The following is a 13,887-nucleotide window of genomic DNA, read 5'->3' on the forward strand; positions in this document are numbered from 1 at the left end:
ATGACAGCGTCATCCCGCAGACGACTTTGCAGTCGTGAGCAGGTGCTGCTCGATCACGCGCAGCAGATGGTGACCCGTGCGATTCCCGAAACCACTTTCGCGACCCGATTGAACAAGGTGATCCATGAGCAGATGGGTAGCCGGGCGGTGCTGAAGAAGGTGCCGGATCTGGACGCCATTTCCGGTGACGACGGCCGGGAGTACCTGAAGCAGACCGCCACCTGGTGGAAGCGGGTGCGGCGCTGGATTACAGCGGAGGTCGAGTTCCCGAGCTGGCTGGAGGAGCCCTGGGTGGCTGCGCTGGAGCCGGAGTATCGAGAGCGTTGCCTCAACGAGCTCAACAGCCGTTATGGGCTGCTCACCGTGCGTGAAGACGTGAAGGGTGAGTGCCCGATGACGGCCTTCGGCGAGCTGGTTTCGCGGATGGGAGGTGCCGTCGAAGCATGTGCGCTGGTGTTGTCGGACGGCGTTGTGGATGACGCCGATCTGGAGCACCTGCCAGTGATGGTCGATCGCCTCTTGGCGATGGAGAGCCGGGCCTGCGAGTTGCGTGTTGCAGCTCAGCGGGTACTGGCCAATCAGAAGAACCACATGGATGTCTCACCACGAGGTGGGGGTAATGATTCTTAGCGATCTGCTGGATCGCCCGATTGCATTTCAGCGGGCGTTCGTCTCGCTTGGAGCAGGTATCACGGGGGCGCTGATGTTGTCCCAGGCGGTGTACTGGTCCAGGCGTACAGACGGCACGGATGGCTGGTTTTTCAAGACCATGGAGGAGTGGCAGGGAGAGACGGGGATGACCCGTTGTGAGCAGGAGGGGGCGCGCAAGAAGCTGGTACGTGCCGGCGTGCTGGAGGAACAGAAAAAGGGTGTGCCGTGCAGGCTCTATTACCGCGTGAACCTGGAGGCGATTGCTGCAGCCCTGGGGTTGGAAACCACGCAGTCAAGGATGCGGAAACCCCGCAAGCCAGTATGCGGAAAACCAGCAGGCCAGGCAGCGGGAAACCCTCGTGCAAGCGTGTTGAAAACCAGCACGCATGGCTGCGGGAAACCAGCATTCCTTAGTAAGACTACAACAGAGATTACAGAAGAGATTACAGCAGAGAGTATTACCGACCCCCGTCCGGCAGAGCCGGCCAAAGGCGGTGAAACGACTGCTCCGATGGTTGAGCCGCGATGCAAGATCCCGGATGACATGCCGGGGCCGAGGGACCCCACCTGCAAGACCTACCGAGCCTGGGCGAACTACGCGATGGCTTATCGCAAGCGCTACAAGGCATGGCCGATCTGGAACGCCAGAGTGGCGGGACAGGTTGGCCAACTGATCGACCGCCTGGGCAGCGACGTGGCCCACCATGTGGCGGCGTACTTCCTGAGCATCAACGACGCCAGGTTGATCAACGGCTTTCATGGCATTGGTGACCTATTGAGCCGGGCCGAGGCATACCACACGCAGTGGGCGACCAATACGCAGATGAACCACCGCACCGCCCAGGAGCTGGAGGGCCGGCAGGCGAACCTGACCGCTGCGCAGCGGGCGCTGGAGACGCTGAGGGCGCGGAGGAACGGCGATGCTGACGGGTGAGCAGGAGGAGGCGTTGCTGCTGGCGCTGTTCGCCACTGCCGAGGCGATGGGGCATCAACTGGCCGAGAGCGCAGGGCTGATGATGATCGAGGACCTGCGTAACTACGACGAGCCAGTGATCGTTGCCGCGCTGCAGGCGTGCCGGCGAGAGGTGTCCGGGAGGTTGACCAGTGCGGCCATCCTGCAGCGGGTGCTGGTGGCCGATGGTCGTCCGGGGCGGGATGAGGCCTGGTCCATCGCGCTGAAGGCCGCTGACGAATTCGATTCGGTGATGTTGACCGAGGAGGTGTTGGCGGCCCTGCAGGTGGCCCGACCGAGCTTGGAGGCGCGCGACAAGGTTGGCGCGCGGATGGCATTCCTCAGCGCTTACGACCGGTTGCTGGAGGCTGCCCGACTGGCTGGCAAGCCGGTGCGGTGGTCGTTGTCCATTGGCTTCGACTCGGGCCGCCGTGCTGTGGCGGTGGAGCAGGCGGTGCAACTGCAGCGCCTGACCGCACAGGAGGGGCGGGCATTGCTGGCGGACATGCGCGAGAACCACGTCACCCAGGATGGCAGCGCGATTGCCGGCCTGATCACCGGGCAGGTTGCCCCCGCGTCGCCTGGTATTCACGAACGGTTGCAGGCGATCCGCAACGAGCTAGTGGCCTCCAGGGAGCGGAAGGCCAGAGCCCGGCGCGAACAACTCAAACGCTACGACCGAGCTCTACGGGATCGCTTCGACGCGATGCTCGCCGAGGCGAAGGGAGGACACCATGGCTGACTTGGCCAAGGAGCTGAAGTGGCGCACGAAGCGCGACCAACACCGCAACCCGATCCCGGGTTGCTGGGAAACCCGTTGCGGCTACACGGTGGCGCTATGCCGGTTGCCGGAGCACCGCTACACGGTGACGGCGCCAGATGGGCGATTGCCGTTCGCCTACACCGGGGCGTCGGAGGATGTGCCGCGCCTGATTGAGGCGCACAAGGCTTCGCTGGAGGTGGAGCCATGAGGACGCAGGTAGTGACCTTCAGCGACGCGGAGCTGCGCCGCCAGGGGGAGGGGCGGGCGGTGGAGCTGCGTGACCCTCGCTACCCCGGGGTGCGCTTTCGCTTCACGGGCAACCGCGAGGCCGGTAGCTGGTTTCTGATCCACCGCCGGCAATGGCGTCGGGTGGGTGGCTATCCGGAGCTGGGAACCCGTGCGGCGCTGGAGGCGATCCGCGCCACACGTGTCCGCCTGGCCGTCGACCCGGATGCGGTGATCGGCAAGGGGCACTGGCACACGCTGGGTGAGTTGCTGACCTGGTACCACGACCGCATCAAGACGAACCGGAACATCTCGTCCAAGCGACGGGATTCGGTGTTGTCGATCCTGACGTTGCACTTGATCCCGAGGTTGGGCGATCTGCTGCTGGCTGAGGTCGATGTGGAGCAGGTGGACGCTTTGCTCATGTGGCCGCTGCAGCAGCGCTATTCGGTGGGGCACCTGCGGCATATCTTCCGGGTGCTGGTGATGGCGCTGGAGCAGGCTCTGGAACTGGAGATGATCGAGGCGAACCCGCTGGCGGGCATGCGCTTCCGGCGCTTCGTGAAGGCTCGCGGCAAGCCCCGGCCGGCGCGGCTGCACAGCATGGGTGTTGAGTCACTGCTCAAACTACTGGGCGAGCACTTTGAGCGTGCCCCGGGTGAGGCGATGCTGGCGCTGATGATGCTTGCGCATGGCAGCCGCATCGGTGAGACACGACTGGCGCATAGGCGACACGTCAGCCTGCGGGAGCGGCTCTGGTTGCTGCCGGCGGATAACACGAAGACCGGTACCGAGCATGTGCTGCCACTGACGGACCAGGTGGTGGCGTTGCTGGAGCGCTACTTCGAGCGCACAGGTGGGCAGGGCGATGGCTTCTTGGTGGTGGACCGCGACGGCTTGCCCTTCAGCGCCCGGCAGGCGAGTGAGGTGTTCTCCACCTTGGGCGGTGGGGAGTGGACCAGCCATGACCTGCGCAAGCTCGCGCGCACCGGCTGGGCCGACCTGGGCGTGGACTACCTGATCGGCGAAATGCTGCTGAACCACGCGATGGGCTTCTCGGCGGAAACCTACATCAACACCTCGGCGGACGACCTGAAGCTGGACGCGCTACAGCGTTGGCACGCCTGGCTAGATGAGCGTGGCTTCGACGCCATCCACGGTGCGACAGATGCAAGACGCGCCGTTTCGACAGGGCCGCAAAAGCCCAGCAATCACGCGCCTTACAGCGCCAATCCGGATTCTTCACGGTAGAGGAGGCGAATCAGGTGCCGCAGGCCGCTGCGGCACCGCATCAGTGACGAACAGGAGCCTCAACGGCCGCATGGAAGGGCATCAGGAACCAACTGGAGACCGACCATGGCAACAACGAAAGACACCGAGCGCCTGCTGGAGCAATGGGGCATCTGGGCGAGGCAGGGCGCCAACGTGCGTGGGCTGAACGTCCGTGGCTACCAGGCTGCGGCGATGATCACGGACGACGATGCACTGCTGATCGACCGCTTGGTGGCCCGCCTGGGGCAGCGCTACGAGGAGTGCGCGGAGGTGATCGTTCGGTATTACACGAGCGGGGCGACCTTCAGGATCGTAGGCAAGCGGATGGGGTTCGGGGAGGAGAAGACGCGGCAGCTCTGGAAGGCTGGTGTGGCGTGGGTGGATGGGGCGTTGGAGGCGAGGCGGGTGGCCTGAAGTAGCGCCTTGGGAGTCGGTCTGGAGTTCTTGAGGCTTTGTCACTGCACGTAAGAAGCGTTGGGCGAGGCGTGTGCAGTCGCTGCTTGGCGCGTATAGCTAAGGATGGATGTGATAAGAGCATGTCAGCTAAGACCTGACATGCTCTCCATCATAGTGAAGCAATTAAAATTGCTCGGTCTGTGTGTGTCAAAATTATATGGGTGTGGTGGTGTTCTTTGTTTTGATGTTGATTTTATCAAGTAGGGAATGGAATGAATTTATCGCTTCAACCATGTAGTTGAAGTCGTTTTTATTGATGTCTTTGAGGTCCGGCCATTGGATTTCTTCTTCCAGTACCTTCAATAGTGACTCCTTGTGCTGTTCAAAGCCATGTAGACGGTTTTCGTTAATGGCGTGATAGGAAAGCAGGTAGCGATTAAATACCGATTTTGCTCGTAAATAGGATACAGATGAGTCTACATAGTTTCGATATTGTTTTAGATACCATGCGGCTAGAAACTCAATGACAATAAATGTAAGTGAGCATGAGGCTACGCCTAGCCAAACATGGCCACCGAGGCCTTTCCACCAAATTACGATCTGCCAAATAATGATGGTTGTTACGTAAAAATATATTCCTCGCCTCAAGTACATTGTGCCCTTGTCTAGAAGCTTTGATGACTTTTCCTCTGCTGTAGCTATCTGGTTGTCTAGAGAAGCGACTATTTCTTTGATGTGCCGCTCAAAGCTCGATGACTCATCTGAAATGACCGAATGCTTGAGTGGCTCTGCATTAATTTGCATCGTATCGGGAGACGGCTTAACAGGTATTTCAGTAGATTTCAGTTTTTCTGCGACATTTTTTCTCGCTCGCTTTTTATCAATATCCTGAAAGGTTCCTGTGTCGTCTTCGAAGAAGATTGACATCTTGTTGAGTGAATACAGTGCGGCAAAAGATGCCATTGCGCCTAGGATAAATTTATAGCCATTTTCAGCGAGTATTCTGACTGCGTCTGTCGGTGTGCCGTCATTGATTATAAGATAGAAAAGGAAGCCGCTAATTGTTGCGCTCAGAATGGCGGTGATCTTGTTGTAAACTAGTTTTGTTTCTTTTAGCTTCTTCGCTTTAGCTTGTTTTAATTCTTCTTCGGCAAGGTATGCTTCTATTTCTAAGGCGTGCCTTTCTTTGCGTCTCTCTTCCTCGGCTAACCAAGCTTGATGTGCCTTCTCTTGTTCTTCTAATTCCTCTTCCTGTTGCTCAATGCTTGCCAGTATGTCCTCGTACTCTGCGGGAGATAGCGTTGTGTGCCAGTCTGGAATTTGTTTGTTCTCAGGCGGGGGTGTGCTCATAATTAATTCCCTTTAATTTTAACTGTGGCAGGTTGTAGGCTCAGTGCTAGGGTAGAGCTTCAGGTTTTAATTCATAGTTTGCATTACATCAACAAAGACAGATCGACTCAATACTCTGATGCTCGAACAGTCTGGTATGTCGGGTTATGCAATTCGGTAGTGCTTGCATTAGCTATTGACAAAGCCGGGTATAGATCGTATTTTTCAGGCACCTTGCGGTTAACCCCGCACAAAAAAAGCCCCAGCCATTGCGCCGGGGCTTTTTCGTTTCTGGCTTGGTCATGCGCTTTGCGGCCGCTCTCCAGCTTCAACACTTACCGCCAGCCGCTTACCCAGCTTCGCCAGTGCCGCTTCGACGGCCTCCATCTTCGAGATGTGGAGGAAGTCCACCAGGCGGTCGACCTGCATGGGCGCGACGCTCAGCAGTCGGCGCAGGTCTGCCTTGCGCAGTCCCTGTTCCATCATGGCGTTCCAGAGGTAGATCTTGGCGACGGTGACGGCGGGTAGACGCACCACATATTCCCCAACCTCAGCAGGGCTTGCTGCTGGAATAGTGCGGCGCTGATCCACGTAGAGGGAGAGGGTGGACTCGATGGCGTCCACAGCTTCGGCCAGCGCATGCGCGACGTCATCGCCGTAGCTGTTCAGCTCTGGAAGATCGCGGCAGAAGACTGCTAGCCCTGGGGTGTCACCGGCTTCAAGCCGGATTGCGTAGTCGTGCATGTGTGGTCCTCAAAATGAGCCGCTCAGTCTTCACTGCCGGTGGCTGACCATCCTCCGAGCTCGCTCTGTTTCGTCCTTGGCTGTGTCATTCGGTTGGCTCAACGATACAACATAAATGTTGTGTAGGCCGTTTCCTCTCATACGCCTGTTGAAGCCTCCGTTCCGGGAGGTTCTGAGACATGAAGATGCCTGATAGACCTGATACCTGGGGCGCGCTGCTCGACTGGCTGCGCGAGCAGTCGCTGCCGCTCTATGCGGCGGCACTGGCATTCGCGATGGCGGTGCTGCGCATCCTGTACGGAGGCGGCACGCGCCAGCAGATGCTGGTGGAGGGCGCGCTCTGCGGTGGCCTCACGCTGACGCTGTGCAGCGCGCTGGAGTGGCTGAACATACCCATCTCCATGTCCACCTTCGTGGGTGGTTGGGTGGGGTTCCTGGGCGTGGAGAAGATCCGCGAGATCGCGGGCCGCTTCTTCGATATCAAGCTGCCGAGGAAGTGACGTGGCGAGGATCAGGACGCTGCGCCCACGGGTCTCCATGCAGCGAGGCGGGCGCGTGCCCACCGTGCAGCCAGGCTCATGGCGCCAGGGCAAGACGTCTTCACAGCGCGGCTACAACTACGCCTGGCAGCAGGCACGCGAGCAGTACCTGCGGGCCAACCCGCTGTGCGTGTACTGCAAGCGCAAGGGGCTGCTAACGGCGGCCACGGTGGTTGACCACATCGTGGCGCATCGCGGGGACCCGGAGCTGTTCTGGGATCGCGAGAACTGGCAGTCGCTCTGCGCGCCGTGCCACTCGGGTGACAAGCAGCGCGAGGAGGCGAACCGCGAGGGGTAGGGGGGTGAAAAATTTCCAGACCTTTCGCCTTGCTAGACCGCCCCCTGACTCACGCACAGATTTTTTCGGCTGTGGAGGAAATGTTAATGGCTTTAACACCCAGGAAGCGGCGCTTCGTCGACGCTCTTGGGCGCGGTGCGAGCAATAAGGAGGCGGCCATCGAAGCCGGCTACAGCCCAGCAACGGCGGGGCCTGCGGGCTCCCGGCTGGCGAAGGATGCGGACGTGCTCGCCGAGCTCGCCCGACGTGCAAAACCCAAGGGCGCCGGTGTTAACACCGAAGCGCCAGATGTTAAACCCCCGGTGCCTCCGGTCGAGGACGATCCCCAGGCCTATCTGCTCGACGTGATGAACGACGGCGAGGTCGATACCAAGCTACGGCTCGACGCGGCCAAGGCGCTGATGCCGTACATGCACGTTCGCAAAGGGGAGGCCGGCAAGAAGGCAGGCCGAGACGATGCCGCGAAGAGTGCCGCCACCGGCCGCTTCGGCCAGGGCGCCGCACCCAAGGTGGTGCCGATCAAGAGGTGATGAATGCAGTGGACGACGGCTTGCCCGGACTGGGAAGCGCGGATCGTCACCCGCCAGAGCCTCGTCCCGATCCCACCGCTGTTCCCGCAGGTCGCCGAGCAGGCGCTCGATGTGTTCCGCGAGCTGCGCATCGTCGACATGCCCGGCAGCCCGACCATGGGCGAGGTCAGCCTGAGCTGGGTGATGGACTTCGTCGGCGCCGTCTTCGGTGCCTATGACGAGGAGACCGGCCGGCGGCTGATCAACGAGTTCTTCCTGCTCATCAGCAAGAAGAACTCCAAGTCGACCACCGCCGCCGGGATCATGCTCACCGCACTGATCGTCAACTGGCGGCACTCGGCGGAGTTCCTGATCCTCGCGCCGACCATCGAGGTGGCCAACAACAGTTTTCACCCCGCCCGGGACATGATCAAGGCGGACGACGAACTGGCCGACCTGCTCCACGTGCAGGAGCACATCCGCACCATCACCCACCGTGTCACCGGTGCGACGCTCAAGGTCATCGCTGCCGACAGCGAGACGGTGGGCGGCAAGAAGGCGACCGGCGTGCTGATCGACGAGCTCTGGCTCTTCGGCAAGCAGCCCAACGCCGAGAACATGCTGCGCGAGGCCTGCGGCGGTCTGGCCTCGAGGCCGGAGGGGTTCGTCATCTTCCTCTCCACGCAGTCGGACCAACCGCCCGCCGGCGTCTTCCGGCAGAAGCTGCAATACGCGCGTGGCGTGCGGGACGGTCGCATCGACGACCCCAACCTGCTGCCGGTGATCTACGAATTCCCCGAGCGCATGCTCAAGGCCAACGAGCACCGCAACCCGGCGAACTTCCACATCACCAACCCCAACCTCGGGGCGTCGGTGGACGAGGCCTTCCTGCGGCGCGAATTCCGCAAGGCCGAGGAGGGCGGCGAGGAGTCGTTGCGCGGCTTCTTCGCCAAGCACCTCAACGTCGAGATCGGCCTCGCACTGCGCTCCGACCGCTGGGCCGGCGCCGAGTACTGGGAAGAGCAGGGCGTCGAAACCGGCCTGACCCTGGAAGACCTGATAGCGCGCTGCGAGGTCATCGACTTCGGCATCGATGGCGGCGGTCTGGATGACCTGCTCGGCCTCGCCGCCCTGGGCCGCGAACTGCACACCCGCAAATGGCTGCTCTGGACCCACGCCTGGGCACACCCCTCGGTGCTGGAGCGGCGCAAGAGCGAGGCACCGCGCTTCCGCGACTTCGAGCGCGACGGCCACCTGACCATCGTCGAGCACATCGGCGAGGACGTCAGCCAGGTCGCCGGGCTGGTCGCCCAGGTGTACCACGCCGGTCTCCTCGACCAGGTGGGCGTCGACCCGGCCGGCATCGGCGCCGTGCTCGACGCCCTGGTCGAAGCCGAGGTGCCCGAGGAGCAGGTCATCGGCATCTCCCAGGGCTGGCGGTTGGGCGGCGCCATCAAGACCACCGAGCGCAAGCTCGCGGAAGGAACGCTGCTCCACGGCGGCCAACCGCTGATGGCCTGGTGCTGCGGCAACGCGCGGGTCGAACCGCGCGGCAACGCCATTCTCATCACCAAGCAGGCCAGCGGCACCGGCAAGATCGACCCGCTGATGGCCACCTTCAACGCCGTCACGCTCATGTCGCTGAACCCGGAGGCACGCCACGGCACCTCCATCTACGACCAAGGGGTCGGAATATGAAATTGCAGATTCTTTCCTGGCTCACCGGGCTGGCCGGCTTCGGCCTGCTGGTGGCCGGCGTCGAACAGGTGCACAGGCCCAGCGCCCTGATCGTCGCCGGGCTCGGCCTGCTCGCCTGGGCCTGGCTGGCCGACCGCGCCGGCGCCATCCAACAGTTCCGCAAGCGAGGCTGAGCATGTTCTTCGCCAACCTGCTCGGCAGTGGCAACCTGACCGACAGCGGCAGCGACTTCTGGCGCAGGTTCCTCGGCAGCTCGCGCAACAGCACCGGCATCACCGTCACGCCAGACAGCGCGCTCGCACTGCCCGTGCTGCAGAACTGCGTCAGCCTGCTGGCCGAAAGCATCGGCCAGTTGCCCCTAGAGGTCTTCCAGCGCTACGGCGAGGGCCAGCGCAAGCCGGCCATCAACCACCCGCTGTACGACGTATTGCGCTACCAGCCCAACGGCTTCCAGACGCCCTACGAATTGCGCGAAGCCGAGCAGCTCGCCCTGGGCATGCACGGCAACAGCTTCGGGCTGGTGGAGCGGCGCGGCGACGGCAACGTCACCGCCATCTGGCCGCTGGACCCGGAGCGGGTCGGCGTCTTCAGGGGCAGTGACCTGCTGCCGTACTACCAGGTCGGCGCCCACCCCGAGCGACTGCCCATGCGCCAGATCCACCACGTGCGCTGGCACAGCCGCAACTACTACCGCGGCCTCTCGCCCATCGAGCTGCACGCCGACGCTATCGGCCTCGCCGAGGCCGTGCGCCAGTACACCGGCAAGAGCTTCGCCAACGGCGTGGCCATCTCCGGTGTCATCGAGCGCCCGCGTGAAGCGCCGCCGATCAAAGACCAGACCAGCATCAACAGCATCACGGACCAGTGGGCACAGAAGTACGGCGGCATGGACAACGCCAAGAAGGTCGCCCTGTTGCAAGAGGGCATGACCTTCAAACCCATGTCCATGAGCAACGTCGATGCCGAGGTCCTGGGCATCCTCAAGGTCAGCGGAACCGACGTCGCGCGGATCTACAAGATCCCGCTGCCCATGGTGAACGACCTCGAGAAGTCCAACTACAACACCCTGGAGCAGCTGCTCATCCATTACGTGGTCTTCGCCCTGCTGCCCTGGGTGAAGCGCCACGAGCAGGCCAAGATGCGTGACCTGCTGCTACCCCAGGACAGGCGCGACCACTTCATCGAATTCAACATCTCCGGCCTGCTGCGTGGCGACCAGAAGAGCCGCTACGAGGCCTACGCCATCGGCCGCCAATGGGGGTGGCTATCGGTGAACGACATCCGCCGCCTGGAGAACCTCCCGCCCATCCAGGCCGGCGACATCTACCTGCAACCGCTGAACATGATCGACTCCACCAAGGGCATGCCGGACCTCAACAACCCCGGCGTGCGCGCGCAGCTGGAAATGCAGCAACGCCAGATCGAAAGGATGCTTGCACAGTGAAACGCTACCTGCGGGCCTCCAGCCTGCTGTTCAACCAGCCGCTGCTGGTCACCCCCGACGTGCTCGACATGGGCGTGCGCTGGGCCAACCAGACCATGAACCTCAACATCGTCAACGTCGGCCCACCCGGCGCGCTCGGCCTCCGGAAGGATGGCGACGACCCCGGCGCCCAGCTCGAACGCATCGAAGAACGCCGCCGCGCCCGCGTCGCCCAGACCGGCATCGAGGTCATCCCCGTGCACGGCATCCTCGTCAGCCGGGGCGGGCACATGAACCCCTGCGAGACCATGACCAGCTACGACGGCCTGCGCACCTCCATCCAGCAGGCCGTGGCCGACCCGATGGTCGAACGCATCGTGCTGGATATCGACACCCCGGGCGGTTCTGCGACGGGGGCCTTCGAACTGGCCGCCAGCATCCGCGCCATGGCCCAGCAGAAGCCCATCACCGGCATCGTCAACTTCATGGCCTTCAGCGGCGGCTACCTCATCGGCAGCGCCTGCAGCGAGCTGGTGGTCAGCCAGACTTCCGGCGTCGGCTCCATCGGCGTCATCGCCAGCCACCTCGATCGGTCGCGGATGGAGGACCGCCTCGGCGTCACCGTCACCACCGTCTACGCCGGCGCCCACAAGAACGACCTCACCCCGCACGAGCCCATCAGCGAGCAGTCCCTGCAACTGCTCAACGAGCTGGTGCAGGAGAGCTACGGGCACTTCGTCGACGCCGTGGCCGAGTACCGCGGCCTCACCGCCGCCCAGGTTCGGGGGACCGAAGCCCGTACCTACAGCGGCCAGGCCGGTATCGATGCCGGGCTCGCCGACCGCCTGCAGGCACCGCAGGACGCACTCGACGGCATCGCCCGCGCAGTGGCCACCAGCCGCGCCGAGCGGCAGAACCGCAAGCTCGCCGTGCGCGCCGCCGCCCTCAACATCCAGACGCTGATCTGACCGCGTTCGCGGCAGTCACCCAAGCCCGCCCTGTGCGGGCTTTTTCATGCCCAGGAGGCACCATGTCCCAAGTACTCAAACTGCGCAGCGAACGCGGCCAGCTCAATGACGAGCTGCAGGCCCTGGCCAAGCTGGATGCGACCGAGACGCTGAGCAAGGAGCAGCTCGCCCGCTTCACCGAACTGGAGGGCCAGATCACCGCGCTGACCGACCGCATCGCCCGCGCCGAGTCGGCCGAACGCGCCGCCGCAGCCTCCGCCGTACCGGTGGAAGAGGGCGCCCAGGGCATCCAGGGCCCGCCCGGCACCATTGAGGGGCCGCACTCGCCCAAGCCGGTCGCAGGCGCCAAGGTCGCGCAGATGGTGCGCCTGCTCGCGGCCACCCAAGGCAACCAGCAGATGGCCGCGCAAATGGCCAGGGAGGGCGGCTTCGGGGCCGACGTCGCCATGGCGCTCAACACCGTCACCCCGGGTGCGGGTGGCGTGCTGGTGCCGGAGAACTTCAGCACCGAGCTGATCGAGCTGCTCAAGCCCAAGTCCGTCGTCCGCGCCATGGGTTGCCGCACGCTGCCGCTGAACAACGGCAACCTCACGCTGCCGCGCATCCGCAAGGGCACCACCGTGCACTACATCGGCGCCGACACCGACATCCCCGTGACCGGTATGCAGTTCGCGGACCTCAAGCTGTCCGCCAAGACCCTGGCCGCCATCGTCCCCATCGCCAACGACCTGATCGCCTATGCGGGGGTCAGCCCGCGAGTGGACGAGCACGTGGTGCTGGACGTGACCGAGAGCATCAGCCTGGCTGAAGACCTCCACTTCCTGCGCAGCCCGGGTGGCGACATCCTGCCCAAGGGCACCCGATTCTGGGCGCACGTCAGCAATCTGGTGCCCGCTCCGGTGAAGGACGACCTGCAGAGCGTCGAGCTGTTCCTCTCCGCCATCCTGCTGCGCCTGGAGGGCGCCAACGCCCACATGGCCAGCCCCGGCTGGGTCATGGCGCCGCGTACCCGCCGCTGGCTCGCGTCCCTGCGCGATGGCAACGGCAACAAGGTCTACCCCGAGCTCGACCAGAAGATGCTCAAGGGTTACCAGGTGGGCATCACCACCCAGATCCCAATCAACCTCGGCGACAAGGGCGACGAGTCAGAGATCCACTTCGTCGACTTCGGTGACTGCTACATCGGCGAAGGCGACGGCATGGTCATCAACTTCTCCAGCGAGGCGACCTACAAGGACGCCGACGGCGAAGTCGTCAGCGCCTTCCAGCGCAACCAGACCCTCGTCCGCGTCATCGCCAAGCACGACTTCGGCCCGCGCCACATCGAATCCGTCGCTATCGGTACCGGCGTGCGCTGGGGCGTTGAACTCTGAAGCAGGGCCCCGAACTCTCACACCGAGGAAGCACCATGGAAAAGAAAGAGATCGTCCAGTTCGTAAAACCCTGGCGCGGCTACGCGCCGAAAGAGAAGGCCGGCTTCGATACCGACACCGCCAAGGCCCTGGAGAAGGCCGGCATCGCCTTCCCGCCCGGCAAGGCGCCCAAGGCCAGCGCCGAGCAAGGCTGATGGCCCGCCGCATCGCCTACCTCGGCGAGCCGGTGCTCACCCTGGCCCAGGTGGCGCAGCAGTGCCGCCTGGAGCCGGATGACGCGCAGGTCGAACTCATCGAGCAGGTCATCATCCCGGGCGTCACTGCCCAGTGCGAAGCGATCACCGGCGCCGCCATTCGTGAAGCCCGCTACGAGGAGGACTGGCCCGAGAACTATCGCGCGGGCCGCGCCCTGGATATCGGCCAGGCCCACACAATCGAGCGCATAGAACGTGTGCAGGCGGACGGCCAATTGCAGGCGCTGCAGGACGCGCACCTGCTCCACCAGGGCCTGCGCGAAAGCCGCCTCGAGTTCCCAGGTGGGCGCCCGTCGGGCCGGCTGCGCATTCGCTACCGCGCCGGGGTGGATCTGGACGACCACCCCGGCGTACGCAACTGGCTGCTGATGCACGCCGCCACCGCCTTCGAATACCGCGAGACCCTGGTCAGCGGCGCCCAGCTGATGCCGCTGCCCAGTCACTTCCTCGACAGCCTGCTGGCCGACATCACCCTGCCGCCCAGGTTCTGAAC

At 63.3% G+C, this 13,887-nt stretch carries 18 protein-coding genes; 16 read left to right on the forward strand and 2 right to left on the reverse strand.

The window, feature by feature from the left end:
- The 6 genes from PHLH3_RS12680 (at position 1) to PHLH3_RS12705 (ending at position 4,277) form a co-directional block, all read left to right on the forward strand.
- Positions 1-630, forward strand: a complete 630-nt coding sequence (locus PHLH3_RS12680) for a hypothetical protein (RefSeq protein WP_213629606.1) — start codon at positions 1-3, stop codon at positions 628-630.
- Entirely contained in the window at positions 620-1,585 is a 966-nt protein-coding gene (locus PHLH3_RS30365) for a helix-turn-helix domain-containing protein (protein WP_244863026.1), read from the forward strand. Before PHLH3_RS12680 ends, PHLH3_RS30365 begins: the two co-directional genes overlap by 11 nt.
- On the forward strand, positions 1,572-2,345 hold the full coding sequence (locus tag PHLH3_RS12690) for a hypothetical protein (RefSeq protein ID WP_213629608.1): 774 nt from the start codon (positions 1,572-1,574) through the stop codon (positions 2,343-2,345). Before PHLH3_RS30365 ends, PHLH3_RS12690 begins: the two co-directional genes overlap by 14 nt.
- Positions 2,338-2,574 (forward strand): hypothetical protein, encoded by a 237-nt coding sequence (locus PHLH3_RS12695; protein ID WP_244863027.1) that lies wholly within the window; start codon positions 2,338-2,340, stop codon positions 2,572-2,574. The genes PHLH3_RS12690 and PHLH3_RS12695 overlap by 8 nt, the downstream gene beginning before the upstream one ends.
- An 11-nt stretch (positions 2,575-2,585) precedes the next feature.
- Positions 2,586-3,842 carry a site-specific integrase gene (locus tag PHLH3_RS12700; protein WP_213629610.1) on the forward strand — a complete coding sequence of 419 codons (1,257 nt, stop codon included), beginning with the start codon at positions 2,586-2,588 and terminating at the stop codon, positions 3,840-3,842.
- A gap of 105 nt (positions 3,843-3,947) precedes the next feature.
- Entirely contained in the window at positions 3,948-4,277 is a 330-nt protein-coding gene (locus tag PHLH3_RS12705) for an antiterminator Q family protein (protein ID WP_213629612.1), read from the forward strand.
- 195 nt (positions 4,278-4,472) lie between these two features.
- Here the strand turns inward: PHLH3_RS12705 and PHLH3_RS12710 are convergent, their stop codons facing one another.
- Entirely contained in the window at positions 4,473-5,609 is a 1,137-nt protein-coding gene (locus PHLH3_RS12710) for a hypothetical protein (protein WP_213629614.1), read from the reverse strand.
- Positions 5,610-5,888: 279 nt separating this feature from the next.
- Positions 5,889-6,332, reverse strand: a complete 444-nt coding sequence (locus PHLH3_RS12715) for a type II toxin-antitoxin system HicB family antitoxin (protein WP_213629616.1) — start codon at positions 6,330-6,332, stop codon at positions 5,889-5,891.
- A 179-nt stretch (positions 6,333-6,511) separates the two neighbouring features.
- Here PHLH3_RS12715 and PHLH3_RS12720 point away from each other — a divergent pair, with 179 nt between their 5' ends.
- From PHLH3_RS12720 to PHLH3_RS12765, 10 genes are all read left to right on the forward strand, one after another.
- Positions 6,512-6,832, forward strand: coding sequence for a phage holin, lambda family (locus tag PHLH3_RS12720; protein WP_184490333.1), 321 nt, complete (start codon positions 6,512-6,514; stop codon positions 6,830-6,832).
- A gap of 1 nt (position 6,833) precedes the next feature.
- Positions 6,834-7,169: an HNH endonuclease gene (locus PHLH3_RS12725; protein ID WP_213629618.1), complete on the forward strand. Its 336-nt coding sequence runs from the start codon at positions 6,834-6,836 to the stop codon at positions 7,167-7,169.
- 86 nt (positions 7,170-7,255) lie between these two features.
- Positions 7,256-7,699, forward strand: coding sequence for a terminase small subunit (locus tag PHLH3_RS12730; protein ID WP_213629620.1), 444 nt, complete (start codon positions 7,256-7,258; stop codon positions 7,697-7,699).
- Positions 7,700-7,702: 3 nt separating this feature from the next.
- Entirely contained in the window at positions 7,703-9,376 is a 1,674-nt protein-coding gene (locus PHLH3_RS12735; RefSeq protein ID WP_213629622.1) for a terminase large subunit, read from the forward strand.
- Positions 9,373-9,549 (forward strand): hypothetical protein, encoded by a 177-nt coding sequence (locus PHLH3_RS12740; RefSeq protein ID WP_213629624.1) that lies wholly within the window; start codon positions 9,373-9,375, stop codon positions 9,547-9,549. Before PHLH3_RS12735 ends, PHLH3_RS12740 begins: the two co-directional genes overlap by 4 nt.
- Positions 9,550-9,551: 2 nt before the next feature.
- A complete protein-coding gene (locus PHLH3_RS12745; protein WP_213629626.1) occupies positions 9,552-10,820 on the forward strand; it encodes a phage portal protein in 1,269 nt (422 codons plus the stop codon).
- A complete protein-coding gene (locus tag PHLH3_RS12750) occupies positions 10,817-11,767 on the forward strand; it encodes a S49 family peptidase (protein ID WP_213629628.1) in 951 nt (316 codons plus the stop codon). Before PHLH3_RS12745 ends, PHLH3_RS12750 begins: the two co-directional genes overlap by 4 nt.
- Before the next feature lie 62 nt (positions 11,768-11,829).
- Complete coding sequence (locus tag PHLH3_RS12755; RefSeq protein WP_213629630.1) at positions 11,830-13,140, forward strand: phage major capsid protein; 1,311 nt, start codon at positions 11,830-11,832, stop codon at positions 13,138-13,140.
- 35 nt (positions 13,141-13,175) lie between these two features.
- Entirely contained in the window at positions 13,176-13,334 is a 159-nt protein-coding gene (locus PHLH3_RS12760) for a hypothetical protein (RefSeq protein WP_213629632.1), read from the forward strand.
- Complete coding sequence (locus PHLH3_RS12765) at positions 13,334-13,885, forward strand: hypothetical protein (protein ID WP_213629634.1); 552 nt, start codon at positions 13,334-13,336, stop codon at positions 13,883-13,885. The genes PHLH3_RS12760 and PHLH3_RS12765 overlap by 1 nt, the downstream gene beginning before the upstream one ends.
- Positions 13,886-13,887 lie beyond the last annotated feature (2 nt).

Origin of the sequence: Pseudomonas sp. Pc102 (assembly GCF_018408275.1) — a bacterium.
Taxonomy (GTDB): domain Bacteria; phylum Pseudomonadota; class Gammaproteobacteria; order Pseudomonadales; family Pseudomonadaceae; genus Metapseudomonas; species Metapseudomonas tohonis.